General features: G+C 68.4%; 13 protein-coding genes. 3 read left to right on the forward strand and 10 right to left on the reverse strand.

All coding sequences use genetic code 11. The annotated features are described in order from the left end of the window. Window positions 1-32: 32 nt before the first annotated feature. The 6 genes from trxB to OO69_RS39380 all read right to left on the reverse strand — a co-directional run bounded on the left by trxB (window position 33) and on the right by OO69_RS39380 (window position 9378). Window positions 33-1001, reverse strand: coding sequence for a thioredoxin-disulfide reductase (gene trxB, locus OO69_RS39355; protein WP_033285740.1), 969 nt, complete (start codon window positions 999-1001; stop codon window positions 33-35). A 171-nt stretch (window positions 1002-1172) separates the two neighbouring features. Next, entirely contained in the window at window positions 1173-2135 is a 963-nt protein-coding gene (locus tag OO69_RS39360) for a membrane protein (protein ID WP_033285741.1), read from the reverse strand. Continuing rightward, the gene (gene sigM, locus OO69_RS39365; protein WP_033285742.1) at window positions 2132-2857 is read right to left on the reverse strand and encodes an RNA polymerase sigma factor SigM; all 726 of its coding nucleotides are present in this window, start codon (window positions 2855-2857) and stop codon (window positions 2132-2134) included. Before sigM ends, OO69_RS39360 begins: the two co-directional genes overlap by 4 nt. A 27-nt stretch (window positions 2858-2884) precedes the next feature. Next, complete coding sequence (locus OO69_RS39370) at window positions 2885-4597, reverse strand: protein kinase family protein (protein WP_033285743.1); 1713 nt, start codon at window positions 4595-4597, stop codon at window positions 2885-2887. 118 nt (window positions 4598-4715) lie between these two features. Continuing rightward, window positions 4716-6929, reverse strand: coding sequence for a murein biosynthesis integral membrane protein MurJ (murJ, locus tag OO69_RS39375; protein WP_033285744.1), 2214 nt, complete (start codon window positions 6927-6929; stop codon window positions 4716-4718). 46 nt (window positions 6930-6975) lie between these two features. After that, entirely contained in the window at window positions 6976-9378 is a 2403-nt protein-coding gene (locus OO69_RS39380) for a DUF6049 family protein (RefSeq protein WP_033285745.1), read from the reverse strand. Between the two features lie 258 nt (window positions 9379-9636). Here OO69_RS39380 and OO69_RS39385 point away from each other — a divergent pair, with 258 nt between their 5' ends. Continuing rightward, window positions 9637-11079, forward strand: coding sequence for a CCA tRNA nucleotidyltransferase (locus OO69_RS39385; protein WP_033285746.1), 1443 nt, complete (start codon window positions 9637-9639; stop codon window positions 11077-11079). A 96-nt stretch (window positions 11080-11175) separates the two neighbouring features. Here OO69_RS39385 and OO69_RS39390 read toward each other — a convergent pair whose 3' ends face one another. From OO69_RS39390 to OO69_RS39405, 4 genes are all read right to left on the reverse strand, one after another. Beyond that, window positions 11176-11772 carry an LppU/SCO3897 family protein gene (locus OO69_RS39390; protein ID WP_033285747.1) on the reverse strand — a complete coding sequence of 199 codons (597 nt, stop codon included), beginning with the start codon at window positions 11770-11772 and terminating at the stop codon, window positions 11176-11178. Window positions 11773-11902: 130 nt separating this feature from the next. Then, window positions 11903-13180 (reverse strand): MFS transporter, encoded by a 1278-nt coding sequence (locus OO69_RS39395; RefSeq protein ID WP_033285748.1) that lies wholly within the window; start codon window positions 13178-13180, stop codon window positions 11903-11905. Window positions 13181-13254: 74 nt separating this feature from the next. After that, window positions 13255-14337 carry an inositol-3-phosphate synthase gene (locus OO69_RS39400; RefSeq protein ID WP_019055136.1) on the reverse strand — a complete coding sequence of 361 codons (1083 nt, stop codon included), beginning with the start codon at window positions 14335-14337 and terminating at the stop codon, window positions 13255-13257. Window positions 14338-14381: 44 nt separating this feature from the next. After that, window positions 14382-15068 (reverse strand): PadR family transcriptional regulator, encoded by a 687-nt coding sequence (locus OO69_RS39405; protein WP_033285749.1) that lies wholly within the window; start codon window positions 15066-15068, stop codon window positions 14382-14384. A 735-nt stretch (window positions 15069-15803) separates the two neighbouring features. Between OO69_RS39405 and OO69_RS39410 the strand changes: the two genes are divergently transcribed. Then, entirely contained in the window at window positions 15804-18047 is a 2244-nt protein-coding gene (locus OO69_RS39410) for a transglycosylase domain-containing protein (protein WP_033285750.1), read from the forward strand. Window positions 18048-18174: 127 nt separating this feature from the next. Next, window positions 18175-19683, forward strand: coding sequence for a glycosyltransferase family 87 protein (locus OO69_RS39415; RefSeq protein ID WP_078652773.1), 1509 nt, complete (start codon window positions 18175-18177; stop codon window positions 19681-19683). Window positions 19684-19760 lie beyond the last annotated feature (77 nt).

Here is a 19760-nt window from a genome sequence, read left to right on the forward strand (position 1 = left end):
TTAACTTGATCGTGCGGTGGGGAGGATGGGGGTCAGACGGTGGTCTTCGCGGGCTCCGCCTGCTCCTTGTCCGCGAGGGCGGCAAGGAAGTGCTCGGTGTCCAGAGCGGCGGAGCAGCCGGTACCGGCTGCGGTGATCGCCTGGCGGTAGGTGTGGTCGACGACGTCACCGGCGCCGAAGACACCGGTCAGGTTGGTGCGAGTCGAGGGCGCCTCGACCTTCAGGTAGCCCTCCCCGTCCAGGTCGAGCTGGCCCTTGAAGAGCTCCGTGCGGGGGTCGTGGCCGATCGCGATGAACAGGCCCGTCACCGCCAGGTCCGAGAGTTCCCCGGTCTTCAGGTTGCGCAGCTTGAGGCCGGCGAGCTTGGGGTCGCCCTCGATCTCGGCGACCTCGCTGTCCCAGACGAACTTGATCTTCGGGTCGGCGAAGGCGCGCTCCTGCATCGCCTTGGAGGCGCGCAGGCTGTCCCGGCGGTGGACGATCGTCACGGACTTGGCGAAGCGGGAGAGGAAGGTCGCCTCCTCCATCGCCGTGTCGCCGCCGCCGATGACGGCGATGTCCTGGTCCTTGAAGAAGAACCCGTCACAGGTGGCACACCAGGAGACACCCCGGCCGGACAGCGCGTCCTCGTTCCGCAGGCCCAGCTTGCGGTGCTGAGAGCCGGTGGTGACGATGACGGCCTTCGCCCGGTGCACGGTGCCCGAGGTGTCCGTGACGGTCTTGACCTCACCGGTCAGGTCGACGGAGACCACGTCGTCCGGGATCAGCTCAGCGCCGAAGCGCTCGGCCTGGGCGCGCATGTTGTCCATGAGCTCGGGGCCCATGACGCCGTCCTGGAAGCCCGGGAAGTTCTCGACCTCGGTGGTGTTCATCAGCGCGCCACCAGCGGTGACGGCACCTTCGAACACCAGCGGCTTCAGCGACGCGCGCGCGGTGTAGAGCGCCGCCGTGTAGCCGGCGGGCCCGGAGCCGATGATGATCACGTTTCGGACGTCGCTCACGGCTTGGTTCCTCGTCTCTGGACTGCGTCAGTACGACCGGCGGGAGCCCCTGTCAGAGCCTCCACACCACCCAACGGATCCTACGGGGCCAGCATTCCCGCTGTGTCCGGGCACACGGAGACAGCACGCGGCAGGGAATCGCCACGGTGGGTGGAGCGTAGAAGTCCGGAGTCAGGAATGCGGGAACGACCGGGTCAGAAGGACCTTGCCAGGAGTGGATGTCTGGCGGCTCACGCAGGCCGCGTCGACGACGTAGGCCGTGACGCGGCTGTTGTCGGAAGCGTCGGGGAGCACCACGAGATAGGCGGCGGTCCCGTTGTAGGTGCCCTTCTTGAAAGCGAGGACATCGGTGTTGCCACGGTCGACGCCCTGCCGGATGCAGTCCGGGATGGAGCCGGACGGTTCGATCAGGGTCTTGGGAGTCTTGGTGGAAGACTCCGCGCCGCCGGGGTCGGACGCGACGTTCCAGGGCTTCTGACTGTTGGCGCCCTGACTCGTGGACGACTTGGTGGAGAGGAGACCCGAGACCTCGCTCTCCAGCTTCCCCTTGGAGAAGGTGTCCGCAGAGCTGGTCGCGTTCCCCTGAGCGGTGTCGGACGACGTGTGGTCGCCCAGCGACTGGATGAACAGAGAGCCGGCTCCCAGTACGGCCGCGGTGAACACGGCTCCCAGGACGATCCGCCCGCGACGTCCGCCGCGAGTCCGCTCCTTGCGTTCCTTACGATCCTTGCGTCCGGGACCGGTCGCTGCGTGTCCGTGTCCTGACGGGCGGTCCGACGTCAGCGATGTTTCACGTGAAACATGCGCCTCGCTGTCCTCGTCCGATGTGGCTCGGGACGCGCTCACCAATGTTGGCGCGGCCAGGGCCTCGGGGGCGGTGGAGCCCAGCAGCGCCTCCGCCGCGAGGGCTGCGTCGATACGGCCCGCGACCTCGGCGGGCATACGCGGCGGGCCGGGCATGCTGCCCAGCAGACCCCGGATCTCCTCTAGCGAGTCGTGGACGTCCGCACAGAGTTCGCACTCGTCCAGATGCCGTCGTACCTCGGCTCCCCTGGACGGCGGGAGAAGGCCCTCGGTGAGGTCGGAGATCTCCGCGACGTCCGGGTGCCCGGCCGTGTCTGTCGTGGATGTCACGCTCGCCCACCTCCGCCCTTCACAGCAGCTGAATCGCTCGGCCCTGCATCCTTGGGACCTCCGTCGCGAGGTCCCGCTGCCGGTGGGACGGATGTCCCCTGCGCCCGGTTCCGTCCAGCGCCCGGTTCCTTGCCGTCACCGGCTCTTTCCGGCCGTAGATGGGTGAGCAGCGGCAGCAGTCTGGCTCTTCCGCGGGCGCAGCGGCTCTTCACCGTGCCGGTCGGCACATCGAGCATGCGGGCGGCCTCCGCGACGGGGTAGCCCTGCATGTCCACGAGGACGAGGGCGGCGCGCTGGTCGGGCGGGAGGGTGCCCAGGGCTTCCAGCAGTTGGCGGTGCAGGTCGTTGCGCTCCGCGGGAGCCGAGGCCGACTCGTGCGGTTCCAGGAGCTGTTCCAGGCGCTCCGTGTCGTCGACCGGAGACGTCTTCCTGGAGGCCGCCTTGCGGGCGCGGTCCAGACAGGCGTTCACCGTGATGCGGTGCAGCCAGGTCGTGACGGCCGACTGGCCGCGGAAGGTGTGGGCGGCCCGGTAGGCGGAGACAAGGGCGTCCTGGACCGCGTCAGCGGCCTCCTCGCGGTCTCCCAGCGTGCGCAGGGCCACGGCCCAGAGCCGGTCCCGGTGCCGCCGTACGAGCTCACCGAAGGCGTCCGGGTCGCCTTCGACATGGCGGGCGAGCAGATCCTGATCGCTCGTTCCGTCGTATCCGGCGCCTTCCGCCATCGGACCCCCTCCCCCTCCGGTGAGACGTCAGCCCGTGAACTTCACGTCGGTGATGGCCTGCTTGTAGCCGGCGTCGCTGTACTGGTCGCTGTCCGCGTGCGGCAGAGCGGTGAGCCAGACAAGAACGTACCGGCTCCTCACGTGTTTGGTGACCTTCACCGTGGCACTGGTACCGGTCGTCGTGACGGTGCCGAGTTGTGTCATGGAGTCAAGCGAGGAGGGCGACAGCGAGTTGGTCGCGTAGAGCTTCACCGTCGTGTGATCGCCGCCGTAGTAGAGCCCTATGGTCGCCGTGGAGACGTCCTGGACCGAACCGAGGTCGTAGACGATGCCCACGCCCGGCTTGTACGGCGCGAGCACCGGGCCCCCTATGAAGCTGGAGGTCCTCCAGTACGTGGACTTGTCGCCGTCGTAGGTCTTGTCGACGTCGTTCGGGTGCTGGGCGTCGCCCTTCGCCACGAACTCCTTGGCGCCCTGGATCGCGAACGTCTTGACCGGCTTGGTCTTGTCGCCGCTCTTGTCGTTCCCGTCCGTCGTCTGGGTCTGCTTGGTGTCCTCGGACTTGTTGCCCTGGTCCATGAGGGCGTCCGCGAGCTGCCAGCTGCCCAGGCCCAGTGCGGCGATCAGCAGCGCGGACACGGCCCACTTGAGGGCCTTGCCGGTGCGGCTCTGCAGCGGGGGCGGCGGGGTCGGCAGAACCTGGGTGGCACCGGGCGGCGACGGACGGCCGTACGTGCCCTGCTGGTACGTCGTGCGCTGGTACTCGGGCGGTGCGGTGAACGAGGGCTCCGGCGGGCGGATGCGGGGCATCTCGCCGATCGCCTTCACCAGTTCCTCCGGCGTGGTGCACGCCGACTCGTGCCGGGAGGCCGTAGCACCGTCGTTGGCGAGCGCGCGCATGGCGAGCTCCGACAGACCGCGGTGGACACCGGCGCGCACCTGGTCGGGGGCGATGAGACCGACGCCCTTGGGCAGCCCGGACAGGCCGTAGGCGTCGCTCTCGTACGGCCAGCGCTGGGTGAGCGCCGCGTACAGCAGGGCGCCGATCGCCTCCGTGTCCGTGCGCTGCGGGGTGTCCGAACTGATGCCGCGCAGCGCGGCGTTGACGGCAAGGCCGCGGATGCGCCACTGGCCGGACGAGGTGCGCAGCACCGCGTTCGGGTTCAGGCGCAGATGGGCGAGGCCCTCGCGGTGCGCGGCGGCCATGGCCGAGGCGATCTGACTGACCATCTGGTAGGCGTCGTGCACCTCCAGCGGGCCGGGGGCCAGAAGCGCCGTCAGTTCCGTGGCGTCGGGCAGCCATTCGTGGACGACGTAGACGAGGTCGTTCTCCTCCACGGCGTCCAGGACCTGGACGAAGCGTGGATCGCCCAGCAGCGCCGAGGAACGGGCCGCGGCCAGCACGGAACGTGCCCGCGCATGGTCCGCGGGCAGGATGTGGACGCCGACGGCACGGCGGAGTTTCTCGTCCACCGCGCGCCAACTGCTGAAGCCGTCCAGACGGGTGACGCACTCTTCGAGGCGATAGCGTCTGGCGAGCTTGTGACCGCTGTGCAGTTCGGGAGGCGAGGCCTTCTCGGTTTCCTCGATCCCGCCGCTCCCCTGTGCCTTGTCGCTCTCCGTGTCCCGCTCCGGGTTCTGGGCCACCCCGTCGGCCGTGGCCTGGTCCGCCTTGGCGGTCAGCGGCTCGTCGCCGCTGTTGTCTGCCACGTCGACGGCAGCCGTGCTCCGTTCCGCCACCGTCGCTCCTGCCTCCCCATCCGTTGCACGCTGTCCGACGCCGAAACCAATTGTGCCCACAGTCTGCCGCTATGCACGACACACAGCGGCGGACGATGGTTGTGCGTGTGCCCCCGCCTCAACGTCCCAAGCGCCCGCGCACCATGCCCACGAGGGAGTTGAGCTCCTCGATGCGCATGCGGCGGGCCGCGACGTAGAAGATTCCGAGCAGTACGGCACCGCCGACCACGAGGGCGGCGAACGAGCCGACGACCCCCTGGCCGAGCGTATGACCGATCCCGTAGCAAGCCGCACCACTGAGCAGTGCGGCCGGCACGGAGGCGATGCTGAGGCGAGCGTACGTCCGCATGACGCGAGCGCCGTCCAGGTCGCCGTTCAGCCGCTTGCGCAGCCGGTTCCAGGCGACACCGACACCGGTCGCGTACGCGAGGCCGTACGAGGCCGCCATGCCCACCACGGCCCAGCGGGCCGGGAGGACGTAGTAACAGACCGCCGAGGCGCCCGCGTTGACCGCGGCCACGATGACGGTGTTGTAGAAGGGCGTCCGGGTGTCCTCGTAGGCGTAGAAGGCACGCAGGACGACGTACTGAACCGAGTACGGGATCAGGCCGAGGGCGAAGGCCATCAGCATGAAGCCCATGTTGGTCGCCGAGTTCGTCCCCGAGGAGCCGAAGATCAGGGTGCACATCGGGATGCCGAGGGCGAGCAGGCCGAAGGCGATCGGCACGATCGCCACGGCGGTCGTGCGCAGCCCCTGGGAGATGTCGTCGCGGACGGCGCCTCCGTCGTCCTCCGCCGCCGAGCGCGAGATGCGCGGCAGCAGGGCGGCCATCAGGGAGACGGTGATGATCGCCTGCGGCAGGCCCCAGATGAGCTGTGCGTTGGCGTAGGCGGCGAAGCCGGTGCCGTCGACGGGCGAGGCCTTGCCCGCAGCGGTGGACAGCTGGGACACGACGATCGCGCCGGCCTGGTTGGCGAGGACGAAGAGGACGGTCCACTTGGCGAGTGTCGCGGCCTTGCCGAGGCCGTGGCCGCGCCAGTCGAAGCGCAGCCGCAGACGGAACCCGGTCTCCCGCAGATACGGGATCATCGCGAGCGACTGGACGACCAGGCCGAGCAGCACACCGATGCCGAGCAGCCGCTGGCCCTCCGGCGGGATGTTCGTGACCTTCATGCCGGAGTTCGCGGAGGTGCCGTACACCCAGATGAACATGCCGAGCGTCACGATGATGACGATGTTGTTGAGGACCGGGGTCCACATCATCGCGCCGAACTTGCCGCGCGCGTTCAGGATCTGGCCCATCACGACGTGGACGCCCATGAAGAAGATCGAGGGCAGGAAGTAGCGGACGAAGGTGACACCCACCTCGTTGGCCGCCGGGTCGCTGGCCACCGAGTCGGACAGCAGGCGGATCAGGAGGGGCGCCGCGAAGACCGCCACCGCGGTGAGCGCGCCCAAGGCCACCATGACGAGGGTCAGCAGCCGGTTGGCGAACGCCTCACCGCCGTCCTCGTCCTCCTTCATGGCGCGCACGAGCTGCGGCACGAAGACGGAGTTCAGGCCGCCGCCCACGGTCAGGATGTAGATCATCGTGGGCAGCTGGTAGGCGACCTGGAAGGTGTCGCCGAGCATGCCGACGCCCAGCGCCGAGACGATCAGCGCCGAGCGGACGAAGCCGGTCAGGCGGGAGACCATCGTGCCCGCCGCCATCACGGCGCTCGACTTCAGCAGGCCGGTGGCCTTCCCGCTCTTCTTGGGAGCGGCCGCGGGCGCCGGTGCCGTGGGAGTGAGCTGCATCGTGGCGTCGGACATCGGCGCCGGGGACGGGCCGGGTACCGCCGGGGAATCCATCTGCGGACGTCCGCCGCCCTGACCCTGGTCGCGGAAGAGATGCGCGAAGGCGTCCGGCTCGTGGTGCTCCTCGCCGGCCCCGGTCACGAGGTCGTCCACGCCCACGAACTGGGTCGTGCGGGCGTCGTCGCCGTACGGCAGGTACTGGGTCGGACCCTCCGGCTCGGGTGCCGGGGTCTGGGCCCAGACGCGGGGGTCGGGGGCGTACGGGGACTGGGGCGGCTGCGCGTAGAGCGGGGGCTGCGGCTGGTACGTGCCCGGAGGTGGCGGGGGGTGCGCGGCGCGGTCGTAGAGCGCCTCGGCGACCGGGTCCTGGGCGGAGAGGTCCTGCGCCCGGTAGGGGTCCTGGTCGTAGGCGTCCTGGAGGTACATGTCCGCGGGGGGCTGCGGCGGCACCTGGCCGTGTTCGGGCGGCGGGCTCTCGGGGTAGCCCGAGCCGCCCGCGCCCTGACCGCGGTCACCGTCGTACGGCGCGTTCATGGTTACCCCACCTCATCGTCCCCGGGCCCACCGGCCACGACATCGCTCAACGGTCCACTCTCTCACCCGTGCCGGACGGGTCGGCGCTTTCCGGTGCGGTGTCCGGTGTCGGGTCACTCGGGTGCTCCGCCGGGTCGTCTGCCCGGGACGGAGCGCCGGACTCCTCCTGGAGACGGTCCGGGGGGCCTTCGGGGTTCTCCGGGCCGCCGGGTTCTTCGGCCGCCCCGTCGTCGGGTCCGTCGGGACCCTCTTCGGATTGGCGGGCGACGGCGCGCTTGCGGTGGGTGTACATCCGGAAGCCGGCGAGGACGAGCAGCAGGACACCGCCGCCGATGACCAGCATGACGGTGGCCGTGACCTCGGTGACCTTCACGTCGAAGCTGACGGCCTGGCCGTACTCCTGGCCGTCCTCCGTGTACAGCTGCGCGATCACGGTCACCTTGCCGTTGGCGTTGGCCGAGGTGGTGAACTTCACGGACTGGCTGTGCCCGCCGTTGACCGTGACCCGCTGCTGCGTGTAGGCGTTGCCGCCGATCTTCAGGCGCGTGGGGCTCGTCGAGGTGAGGCGCAGCACCAGGTGTTGGACGCCCTGCACCAGGTTGTTCTGCACGGTCACGGGGATCGTGGCGCTGCGGCCCGAGAGCTTGGTCTCGGACTTGTCGATCAGCTTCACCTGGTTGGTGAGGTCGTCGAGATAGTTCAGCACGCTCTGGCGGAAGTTCGCGGCCTCGCCCGCCTGTCCCCGCCACGACGTGGACATCTCACGGTTCATGGCCCGCCCGAACGGGGTCACGACCCGGGACTCGTCGGTGAGGATCACCCGGAAGTTGTCGAGCCTGTCCTGGGTCGCCGCGATCTGCTCGAAGGCCGCCTTCGGCAGCTCCTGCCTGCGCAGGGAGGAGGGGTACGAGGAGGACGACGGGATCTTCGTCGTGGCGCTCGGGTCGGGCTTGGCCTTGGCCGCCGCGGCGAGATCCTGCGACTCGGTCCAGGTGCTGCCCTGGAGGGTCGTCAGCGCCTCGGCCATCGTCTGGGCCTGGCTCCCGGTCGGCATCCGCTGCGGGGCGACGACGATGCTGCGCTGCTTGTCCGTCTGCAGGTCCAGCGCCAGGCTCTGGGCGAGGAACTGCTGCTCGGCGAGCGTGGCGTCCCCGGCCTTCGTCAGGTCGCCCTGGAACGCAGTCGAGAGCCGTGCGTCCGCGACCACCGCCGTCGTACCGCCGCCGATGGGGCGGGCCGCGGAGGGCGTGTACGACAGGCCGCCGGTCTCTTGGAGGCTGTCGCTGCGGGCGATCACCTTGTCGGCGCCGGCCGAGGTCGCGACCTTGATGATCGACGGGTCCACGGCGCCGTTCACCGGCCACGCGAAGTCCGTGTTCGGCGTCACGTGCAGCACCGTCTCCACGGTGCTCGCGGCGACGTCCGTGGCGTCCTTGAGGTGGCTCAGCGAGCCGGTGACGCTGGTGCCGTTGTGGGCGAGGGACGCCAGGTCCGGGTCGGCGAAGGGGAGGGCGACGACCTCCTTGTCGGCGACCGCCGTCTGCAGCTCGGCGAGCCATGCCTTGGCGACCGCCTGGTGGGTACCCGTCGTCGTGGTGTCGCCGTCCCCCTGGATTTTGTAACTGCTGGTCATCGCATCGACAGAGGCCAGCAGGTCCGGGTCGATCACCCAGGTGACGTCGAGATCCTTGCCCAGCGACAGCATCTGGTCGAGGCGACCGCCCGGGGCGATCTCCTTGGCGAGGTCGTCGTTGCGGAAGACCGGCGTCTGTTGCTCGTTGGAACCCGTCTGCGCCGTCATGTGGATGCCGGAGACGAGCGGCCAGAGATACGTCGTCTTCGTCTTCGTGTCCGCCTCGTCGGGCTGCCACGGCAGGAACGTCCGCTGGATGCCCAGCACCTGTTCCCACGGCTGCGCCGAGGTCTGGCCGGAGAGCGAGACCCCGAGCGGGTAGACGCCGTCGTCACCGAGGTCCAGCTTGTCGACGGGCACGGAGAGGGTGAAGGGCTCGGCGACGCCCGGAGTGAGCTTGGAGAACTGCTCGGTGTACTTGTCGCCGACCTCCGAGCCGTCGACGCCCTGGATGAAGTCGGTGCGCTTGGCGACGGTGTCGATCGCCGAACGGGTGCTCAGCGCCTGGCCCAGGCGCAGGCCGACGTGCGCGTCGGTGACCGCCTGTTTGCCGTTGTTGGTCACCGTCCCGGAGACGGTCAGCGTGTCCCCGTCCGTGGGGATGCTGGGGCTGAGCGTGTCCAGGGAGATGGAGACCGTCTGCGAGCCGGAGGCGGCCTTCGCGGACGTCTGCTCGGCCGCACCGGCGGGCGCGGCGGCGGACAGCTGGAGGAGGCCGGCCAGCAGAGGCGCCCCGGCGAGCAGTGCGCCGGTGCGCCGCAGCCACCGGCGGGCAGGTGAGGGACTCGTCCCCTGGAAGTCTGCCGCCTCGGCCACGCGCTCGCCCGTCCCTCGTCATCGTCAGTGGTCGTCGCAATGTGCGTCCACGCATGGTAACGATGCGCGCTGAGGGGAAGTGCCGCGGACTGCTCGACAAGATCGGGGAACAGCGGCGGACCGTCCTGTATGTGCCCATATAAAGGGGAGCGCTCTCGTACGTCGCAAGAGCAGCGCTTGCACGGGTATCAGGGGACGTGTCCGTGCACATTTAATGGAGGCGCTCGCGGCGGCCGGGGCCACGTACCCTTTTCTGTTGTGCCGAACGCCAACGAAGACAACCCCAGTGCCCTGAGCCAGGTGCAGCACCGCGCGGTGAGCGAGCTGCTGCGGGTGGCTCCCGTCGCCGACGACCTCGCCCGCCGTTTCCAGGAGGCCGGGTTCTCTCTCGCCCTGGTCGGCGGCTCGGTCCGGGACGCGCTGCTCGAGCGGCTCGGCAACGACCTGGACTTCACGACGGACGCTCGCCCCGAGGACGTACTGAAGATCGTCCGGCCGTGGGCGGACGCCGTGTGGGAGGTCGGGATCGCCTTCGGCACGGTGGGGGCGCAGAAGGACGGCTACCAGATCGAGGTCACTACGTATCGGTCCGAGGCGTACGACCGCACCTCGCGCAAGCCCGAGGTGTCGTACGGCGACTCGATCGAGGAAGACCTCGTCCGCCGTGACTTCACGGTGAACGCGATGGCTGTCGCGCTCCCGGAGAAGGCGTTCATCGACCCACACGGCGGTCTCGGCGACCTCGCGGCCCGGGTGCTGCGGACCCCGGGCACTCCCGAGGCGTCCTTCTCCGACGACCCCCTGCGGATGATGCGGGCGGCTCGCTTCGCCGCGCAGCTCGACTTCGAGGTCGCTCCCGAGGTCGTCGCGGCGATGACGGAGATGTCCGGGCGGATCGAGATCGTCTCGGCCGAGCGGGTGCGGGACGAGCTGAACAAGCTGATCCTCTCCGCGCACCCGCGCAAGGGGCTGGCCCTGCTGGTCGACACCGGACTCGCCGACCACGTCCTGCCCGAGCTTCCCGCCCTCCGCCTGGAGAGCGACGAGCACCACCGGCACAAGGACGTCTACGAACACACGCTGATCGTTCTGGAGCAGGCGATCGAACTGGAGGAGAACGGTCCCGACCTCACCCTCCGCCTCGCCGCCCTGCTGCACGACATCGGCAAGCCGCGCACCCGCCGCTTCGAGAACGACGGTCGGGTCTCGTTCCACCACCACGAGGTGGTCGGCGCGAAGATGACCAAGAAGCGCATGCTGGCGCTCAAGTACTCCAACGATCTGGTGAAGGACGTCTCCCGACTCGTCGAACTCCACCTGCGTTTCCACGGCTACGGCACCGGCGAGTGGACCGACTCGGCCGTCCGCCGCTATGTCCGTGACGCCGGCCCGCTTCTCGACCGCCTCCACAAGCTGACCCGCTCGGACTGCACCACACGGAACAAGCGCAGGGCCGCCGCGCTGTCCCGTGCGTACGACGGTCTGGAGGAACGCATCGCCCAGCTGCAGGAGCAGGAGGAGCTGGACTCGATCCGTCCCGACCTCGACGGCAACCAGATCATGGAGATCCTGGGCGTCACACCCGGGCCGGTCATCGGCCGTGCGTACAAGTTCCTGCTGGAACTGAGGCTGGAGAACGGGCCGATGGAGCATGAGGCGGCGGTGGCCGCACTCAAGGAGTGGTGGGCCGCGGAGGGCTGAGGCCGTGGAACGGGGTCATGTTTCACGTGAAACATGACCCCGGACAGCATCGGGGGCGGTGTTTCACGTGAAACGCCGCCCCTCGTCGCGTCTTCTCTACTTCTTCGAGTAGTCCTTCAGGCAGAGCAGGAAGTTACTGCCGTCACCGCTCTCGGTGTACGAGTACTGGAAGTCCTTGGCGGCCGCGGCGCACTTGGCGTCGGCTTCCGACTCGGAGTACTTGCCGCTGATCTTGGCAAGCACCGTGTACTGGGCCTTCGAGTCGCTGCACTTCACGACCTCCAGGTCCGGGTTGGTGTCGCTGGTGCTGCCACGGTGCATGCAGTCGCCGACCTTGGCGGTGTCGGCGTCGTCCTGGCTCGATATGAAGCTGAAGATGGCCGCGCCGGCAGCGATCAGGACGATGACGCCGATGCGGATCATCTTGGGGCTGAACTTACGCTTCGGCTGCGGGGGGACCGGAGCGTACGGGGCCCCGCCCTGGGGCGGGAACCCGGGCTGGCCGGGCTGCTGCGGGTAGCCGCCCTGAGGCGGGTACGGGGCCTGGGCCTGCGGCGGGTAGGGCGCCTGCGCCTGGGCCTGCGGCGGGTACGGTGCCGGAGTCTGAGGCTGGCCGTAGGGCTGCTGGTCCTGGGCGTAGGGATTCGGGCCCTGGGCGTATGGGTTCGGGCTCTGAGGCGGCGGAGTAGTCACTGGGGTCCCCCTGGAACGTGGACGCATGGCACGGCATGACCCTTGGTCTGGCGTGCGGCATGATGCGAAATAAGACGCCCGTAAGTTACCTGCCCCCACTGACACTGCCGCGGCCCGGAGCGGCTCCGTATCAGTGATGTGACACTGTCCGGCGCTCAAAGTGGGCCATAGTCACAGCAACTGCTCCGTAGACGACGGCCACGGTGAGCACCAGCACCGCTGAGCGCCCGTCAGGGGGAAGCATCAGGGCGGCCATCGCGGCGGCGCCGACGAAGGCGACGTTGAACAGGACGTCGTAGACGGAGAAGATGCGGCCGCGGAAGCCGTCGTCGACCGAGAACTGCACGATCGTGTCCGTGGCGATCTTCGCGCCTTGTGTGGTCAGGCCCAGGACGAAGGCCGCCGCCAGCATGGGGGCGGTGGCGAAGGGGAGGCCGAGCGCCGGTTCCAGGAGGGCGGCGCCCGCGGCGCACACGGCGATCCAGCGGCCGGGTCCGAGTCGTCCGGCGGCCCAGGGTGTCACCACGGCCGCCACGAAGAAGCCGGCGCCGGACACCCCCAACGCCAGCCCCAGCAGGCGCAGTCCGTCGTCCGGGGTCGAGGAGAGGGCGTAGCGGCAGAGCATCAGCAGCAGGACGGTCAGGGCGCCGTAGCAGAAGCGCATCAGGGTCATCGCGGCGAGAGCCCAGACCGCTTCCCTGCGCTGAGGCGCGGCGAGATGGCGTACCGCCGCCGTCAGGTCCCGGGCGGTGCCGGCGAGTGCTGTGGCCAGTCGGGGCTGGGTCAACGCGCGGTCGGGGCCGAGGAGTTCGGGGGCCATGCGCAGGGACGTGAGGGCCGCGCACAGGTAGAGGGCCGCTCCCAGCAGTACCACCGCGGCGTCGGTGTCCGCGACCAGCAGCCGGACGAGGAAGGCGAGGCCGCCGCCCAGCGTCGCCGCCAGTGTTCCGGCCGTGGGGGAAAGGGAGTTGGCGACGACCAGGCGTTCGTCGTCGACCACGCGCGGAAGGGCGGCGGACAGGCCAGCGAGGACGAAGCGGTTGACGGCGGTGACGCACAGGGCGGAGACGTAGAAGAGCCAGTCCGGGACGTGACTCAGCATCAGGACGGCGGTCAGTGCGGCCAGCAGGGCGCGCAGCAGGTTGCCGTAGAGGAAGACCTGGCGGCGGCGCCAGCGGTCCAGGAGGACGCCGGCGAAGGGGCCGATGAGGGAGTACGGGAGGAGCAGGACGGCCATCGCGGAGGCGATCGCGGCGGCCGAGGTCTGTTTCTCCGGGGAGAAGACGACGTAGGCGGCGAGTGCGACCTGGTAGACGCCGTCCGCGCCCTGGGAGAGCAGGCGTACGGCGAGCAGGCGGCGGAAGCCCTGGAAGCGCAGGAGGATGCGCAGGTCACGGACGACGGCCATGGGCACAGCCTCACATACGAGGAGGGTCCCCGGGCGCAATGCCCGGGGACCCTCGACGACCGAACCGGCGGGTCCTAGCGCTCGACCTCGCCCTTGATGAACTTCTCGACGTTGGCGTACGCCTCGTCGTCGAAGTACTGGACCGGCGGGGACTTCATGAAGTAGCTCGACGCGGAGAGGATCGGGCCGCCGATGCCGCGGTCCTTGGCGATCTTCGCGGCGCGCAGGGCGTCGATGATGACACCCGCGGAGTTCGGGGAGTCCCAGACCTCGAGCTTGTACTCCAGGTTCAGCGGGACGTCGCCGAAGGCGCGGCCCTCGAGGCGGACGTAGGCCCACTTGCGGTCGTCGAGCCACTGGACGTAGTCCGACGGGCCGATGTGGACGTTCTTCTCGCCCAGGTCGCGGTCCGGGATCTGCGAGGTGACGGCCTGCGTCTTCGAGATCTTCTTGGACTCGAGGCGGTCGCGCTCCAGCATGTTCTTGAAGTCCATGTTGCCGCCGACGTTGAGCTGCATGGTGCGCTCGAGACGGACACCGCGGTCCTCGAACAGCTTCGCCATCACACGGTGCGTGATGGTGGCGCCGACCTGCGACTTGATGTCGTCGCCGACGATCGGGACACCAGCCTCGGTGAACTTGTCGGCCCACTCCTTGGTGCCGGCGATGAAGACCGGGAGGGCGTTGACGAAGGCGACCTTGGCGTCGATGGCGCACTGGGCGTAGAACTTCGCCGCGTCCTCGGAACCGACGGGCAGGTAGCAGATCAGGACGTCGACCTGCTTGTCCTTGAGGATCTGGACCACGTCGACCGGGGTCTCGTCCGACTCCTCGATCGTCATGCGGTAGTACTTGCCCAGGCCGTCGAGGGTGTGACCGCGCTGGACCGTGACGCCCTTGTTCGGGACGTCGCAGATCTTGATGGTGTTGTTCTCACTGGCACCGATGGCGTCGGAGAGGTCGAGGCCGACCTTCTTCGCGTCGACGTCGAACGCGGCGACGAACTCGACGTCACCGACGTGGTACTCGCCGAACTGGACGTGCATCAGGCCGGGCACCTTGGCCGCCGGGTCGGCGTCCTTGTAGTACTCGACGCCCTGAACCAGTGACGCGGCGCAGTTGCCCACGCCGACGATGGCTACGCGAACCGAACCCATTCCGGTTGCTCCCTGTGTGTGCGAGGTGAGGCCCTGACTGGACCTCATGTGGTGGTTTCGTCGGACGGATCCGGCCCGGGGGTGGCGCCCCCGAGCCGGGGCAGGCCGCCCGACTCCCCAGATGTGCTGTCCTGCTGAGCGGAGCCTCCGGAGGCGGGACCCTTCAGGTCCCGTCCGGCACGCTCGCTCTCGATGAGCTCGTTCAGCCAGCGCACTTCGCGCTCCACGGACTCCATTCCGTGGCGCTGCAGCTCAAGCGTGTAGTCGTCGAGGCGCTCCCGGGTCCGCGCCAGGGAGGTGCGCATCTTGTCGAGACGCTCCTCCAGCCGGCTGCGGCGACCTTCCAGTACGCGCATGCGTACGTCGCGTGACGTCTGCCCGAAGAAGGCGAAACGAGCGGCGAAATGTTCGTCCTCGTACGCGTCGGGCCCCGTCTGCGAGAGCAGCTCCTCGAAGTGCTCCTTACCTTCCGCCGTCAACCGGTAGACGATCTTGGCGCGACGTCCCGCGAGGGTGGCGGTAAGGGCGTCCTCGGGGGTGTTCCCCGTCTCCTCGATCAACCAGCCGTTGGCGACCAGCGTCTTGAGGCAGGGGTAGAGCGTCCCGTAGCTGAACGCACGGAACACACCCAGTGAGGTGTTGAGTCGTTTGCGCAGCTCGTAGCCGTGCATCGGGGATTCGCGGAGCAGGCCGAGGATGGCGAACTCGAGGATGCCGGAGCGTCTGCTCATCGTCGCCTCCTTCCTGTCCGCGGGCCGACCGTGACGGTCTTTATGCCGAGCTGATGTATCGACTCGATACATCCAGACGATAGAACGGCCTTCCGGATGCGACAAGTGGGGAGATGGTGAGCGGCGTCACATCACTGATTCGTTGGAATCAAGTTGCCTGATTTGGGGTGAACTTCGGGGCTAAGCAGGTTTTGACGGTGCGTAGTCTGTGCGGCATGCACACCACCGGGAACCAAGTGACGCGTGGGGGCGTCAACGTCCCCGGTGCGGTACGGATGAATGCAGAACCGACCACATCCGTACTTCGGGGGGACCGGAAACCAGCCGCCGTTTCCAGGCGCGCACGGATGCGCCTGCCCGAGGAGTAATCGTTCGATGAGCGAGCACCGTCGCAAACCGCCGCAGCCGCAGGGAGGCGGACGTGCCGCGGCCCGACGCGGCCAGTCCGGACCTACCTCCGGCCGCCGCGCGGCACCGCGAGGCGCCACCACCGGGTCTCCCTCCGACTCCTATGGGTCGAACCCCGCCGAGCCGGGGGGTGAAGAGCGCCAGTTCGGCAGCCGCGCCGAAGCACGCAAGGCTGCCCAGAGAGGCGGCGGCCGTCGCAGAGAGCCCGCCGGTCAAGGTCCCGGCGGCCCGAACGGGCCCGGTCGGGGCAGAGGTCGCGCTCCCGCGCCCGGCAAGAAGCGGATCATCGACTATCCGCGCTTCGACAAGTACGGATGGCGCCGCTGGATGCCCTCCTGGAGGCTTGTCTCCGGCCTGTGCCTGTTCTTCTTCGGCAGCCTGGTGGCCGCGGTCGGCGTCGGGTACGCGATGGTCGGCATCCCCAGTGAGAACGACGCGGCCAAGTCGCAGAACAACGTCTACTACTGGGCCGACCATACTCAGATGGTCGCCACGGGCACCGGGGCGAACCGCCAGAACATCACCATCGCCCAGATCCCCCAGGCCATGCAGTGGTCGGTGATCTCGGCCGAGAACAAGAGCTTCTACACGGACTCGGGCGTCGACCCCATGGGGATCGCCCGAGCCCTGGCCAACATGGCCAAGGGCGGTCAGACGCAGGGTGGTTCGACGATCACCCAGCAGTTCGTCAAGAACACCTACCTGAGCCAGGAACAGACGGTCACCCGTAAGTTCAAGGAGATGTTCATCTCCATCAAGGTGGGGACGTCACTCAGCAAGCAGCAGGTGCTGCAGGGCTACCTGAACACCTCGTACTACGGCCGTGGCGCCTACGGCATACAGGCCGCCGCGCAGACCTACTACGGCGTGGACGCGGTGGATCTCAAGCCGTCGCAGTGCGCCTTCCTCGCAGCACTGCTGAAGGGTCCGACCTACTACGACCCGATCGGCGCCACGAACATCGACCCCGCGGCGACTGCCGCTGACAACCTCAAGCGCTCCGAGGCCCGCTGGAGCTGGATCCTTGAGCAGATGCACAACGACAAACACATCACGGACGCCGAGTACCAGGAAGCCATCAAAAAGTACCCCACGCCCCAGGGCTTGAAGGCGACCAAGGGCATGACCGGCCAGATCAGCTACCTGGTGGACACGGCCAAGAAGTACGTCCTGAACCACTCGAACATCTCGCAGACCGAGTTCGACAAGGGCGGCTACCAGATCTACACGACCTTCCAGAAGGACAAGGTCAACGAGCTGAGCGCGGCCGTGAAGAAGATCCAGAAGGAGCGCATCGATCCGAAGAAGCGCAGCCTGGACAAGTACGTCCAGTTCGGCGCGGCCTCGGTGGTGCCCAAGGACGGAGCGATCGTCGCCCTCTACGGCGGTGACGGCTACGAGAACGGCCACTTCACCAACAACGCCGACACCTCGGGTGTCCCCGTGGGATCGACCTGGAAGCCGTTCGTGCTCGCCGCCGCCATGGAGTACGGCACGTACAAGACCGACGGCGTCGGTATCTCGCCGCTCAGCAAGTACAACGGCGACGACCATCTCAAGGTCAGAAACCAGGACGGCACGAATGTCCTGAACAAGGACGGTTCGATCTTCTACCAGAACAACGAGAGCAACTACCCCTGGGGTTACATCTCCCTGCGCAAGGCGATGGAGCAGTCCATCAACACGCCGTTCGTGCAGTTGGGCATGGATGTGGGGAACTCGAAGGTCCGGGACGTGGCCAAGGCGTCCGGGATACTGGACGACAGTTTCGCCACGCTGAACCCGTCCTTCGCCATCGGTACCTCGACCCCCAGCGCGATCCGGATGGCCGACGCGTACGCGACGTTCGCCGCGTCCGGCAAGCAGGCGGACCCGTACTCGGTGACGGCCGTGAAGGAGGGCGGACAGCCGGTGGAGGGTTTCACCCAGCCGGCTGTGAAGCAGGCGATGCCGGAGAACGTGGCGAACAACGTCACGAACACCCTGGAGAACGTCATCCAGAACGGTACGGCCGAGAACGCGAAGGCTCTGGGCCGCTCGGCGGCCGGCAAGACCGGTACCACCGACAGCAACAAGTCGGCCTGGTTCGTCGGCTACACCCAGCAGCTCTCGACGTCGATCGCGATGTTCAGGGAGAACCCCAAGGACGCCCAACTGCTGTCCATGAACGGCACGGCAGGCGTCGCGTCCATCCACGGTGGCGACATCCCGACAGCGGTGTGGACCGAATACATGGAGGCCGCGCTGAAGGGGAAGTCCGACCCCGGCTTCCCGGACGCCACCAAGATCGACAAGGTGTCGAACGAGGACGGCGCTCCGACTCCCACTCCGACGCCCGTGGTGACGCCGAGTGAGACGCCCAGCGAGACTCCGAGCGAGACTCCGAGCGAGACGCCGAGTTCGACACCTTCGGCCACCGAGTCCTGCAAGTTCAGCTGGCAGTGCAGCGATGACGGTGGCACCGACGGAGGTACGACGTCCACGCCGACGGACACGGCCACCGCCACGGAATCCAGTGGCACCAGCAGAGGCGGCGACAACGGAGGCCTCTTCGGAGGCTCGACCGGTTAGCTGCCATATCGCTCGTGAAGGGTGTTTCACGTGAAACACCCTTCATCGGATGTTTCACGTGAAACGGGGGCCGCCGCATCCACGAGGTGCGGCGGCCCTCGGCGTACACCTAGGTCCGTACGGCAGGATGTGCCCCATGCCCAGTGCAGAACTGACGCCCACGAGCGTGCACGAGCCGGACCCGGTACGGCCGACCAAGGACGACCAGGTCGCCGCCGCCGGGAGTGAACTGATCGGTGGCCCCATCGGCCGGCGCGCTCTCCTGGGGACGTCCTGGTGGACTCCCGTGCGGGTCGTCGCGCTGGTGGCGATCGGCATGTTCGCCCTCGGCCTGGTCCAGAAGGCGCCCTGCTACAACAGCGGTTGGTTCTTCGGGGCCAGCTCGCAGTACACGCACGCCTGCTACTCGGACATCCCGCACCTGTATCAGGGGCGCGGTTTCGCCGACGGTCTCGTGCCGTACTTCGACAAGCTGCCCGGCGACATGCAGTACCTCGAATACCCGGTGCTGACCGGTGTGTTCATGGAGGTGGCCGCCTGGCTCACGCCGGGCAGCGGCAGCATCCAGCACCAGGAACAGTGGTACTGGATGGTCAACGCCGGAATGCTGATGGTCTGCGCGGCCGTCATCGTCGTCTGCGTCAGCCGCACGCACGCCCGTCGGCCGTGGGACGGTCTGCTGGTCGCCCTGGCACCCGCCTTCGCGCTGACCGCCACCATCAACTGGGACCTGCTGGCTGTCGCTCTGACGGCCGCGGCGATGCTGATGTGGTCTCGGGGCCGTTCCCTCGCGTTCGGCGTCCTGTTGGGCCTTGCCACGGCCGCCAAGCTGTATCCCGTCTTCCTCCTCGGCCCGCTGTTCCTGCTGTGCTGGCGCGCGGGCAAGTGGCGGGACTTCGGGAAGGCGCTCGGAGGAACTGCCGTCGCCTGGCTGGCGGTCAACCTGCCGGTGATGCTCTTCGCCTTCGACGGCTGGTCGAAGTTCTACACGTTCAGCCAGGAACGGGGCGTCGACTTCGGGTCGTTCTGGCTGATCCTGGCCCAGAAGTCCACCGATCCGCTGAGCACCGACACCGTCAACACGTTCGCCACGCTGCTGATGCTGCTGTGCTGCGGAGGGATCGCGGCACTCACGATGACCGCTCCGCGCCGGCCGCGCTTCGCCCAGCTGGCCTTCCTGATCGTCGCGGCGTTCATCGTGACCAACAAGGTCTACTCGCCGCAGTACGTGCTGTGGCTGGTCCCCCTGGCGGTGCTGGCCCGGCCGAAGTGGCGGGACTTCCTGATCTGGCAGGCGTGCGAGGTGGCGTACTTCCTGGGGATCTGGATGTACCTCGCGTACACGACCAGCGGAGATGCCCACAAGGGCCTGCCGACCGACGGCTACCACTGGGCCATCGGCCTGCACATCCTGGGCACGCTCTACCTGTGCGCCGTGATCGTGCGGGACATCCTCATGCCGGAGCGGGACGTGGTGCGCCTGGCGGGCGACGACGACCCCTCGGGCGGGGTGCTCGACAGGGCGGAGGACGTCTTCGTCTTCGGGGCCGCGGCCCGTCCCGGGCGGCACGCGGCCCCCTTCGACGGACCGCAGGTGGAGTGGGGCAGCGAGGGGCCGGCCGACCGTTCGCTCTGAGCGAACAGGGCGCGGAGAGAGCCCGCGAAAGAGGCGCGACCACGCGAAAAGGCCGTACACGGGAGGTTCCGTGTACG

Origin of the sequence: Streptomyces sp. NRRL F-525 (assembly GCF_000716605.1) — a bacterium.
Classification (GTDB): domain Bacteria; phylum Actinomycetota; class Actinomycetes; order Streptomycetales; family Streptomycetaceae; genus Streptomyces.

What these genes read in the sequence shown, in the direction of transcription:
- sigM (WP_033285742.1), bottom strand. Translation starts at nt 2,857, where the DNA reads ATGGCGGAAGGCGCCGGATACGACGGAACGAGCGATCAGGATCTGCTC.
- murJ (WP_033285744.1), bottom strand. Translation starts at nt 6,929, where the DNA reads ATGAACGCGCCGTACGACGGTGACCGCGGTCAGGGCGCGGGCGGCTCG.
- OO69_RS39395 (WP_033285748.1), bottom strand. Translation starts at nt 13,180, where the DNA reads ATGGCCGTCGTCCGTGACCTGCGCATCCTCCTGCGCTTCCAGGGCTTC.
- OO69_RS39400 (WP_019055136.1), bottom strand. Translation starts at nt 14,337, where the DNA reads ATGGGTTCGGTTCGCGTAGCCATCGTCGGCGTGGGCAACTGCGCCGCG.
- OO69_RS39405 (WP_033285749.1), bottom strand. Translation starts at nt 15,068, where the DNA reads ATGAGCAGACGCTCCGGCATCCTCGAGTTCGCCATCCTCGGCCTGCTC.
- OO69_RS39410 (WP_033285750.1), top strand. Translation starts at nt 15,804, where the DNA reads ATGCCCTCCTGGAGGCTTGTCTCCGGCCTGTGCCTGTTCTTCTTCGGC.
- OO69_RS39415 (WP_078652773.1), top strand. Translation starts at nt 18,175, where the DNA reads ATGTGCCCCATGCCCAGTGCAGAACTGACGCCCACGAGCGTGCACGAG.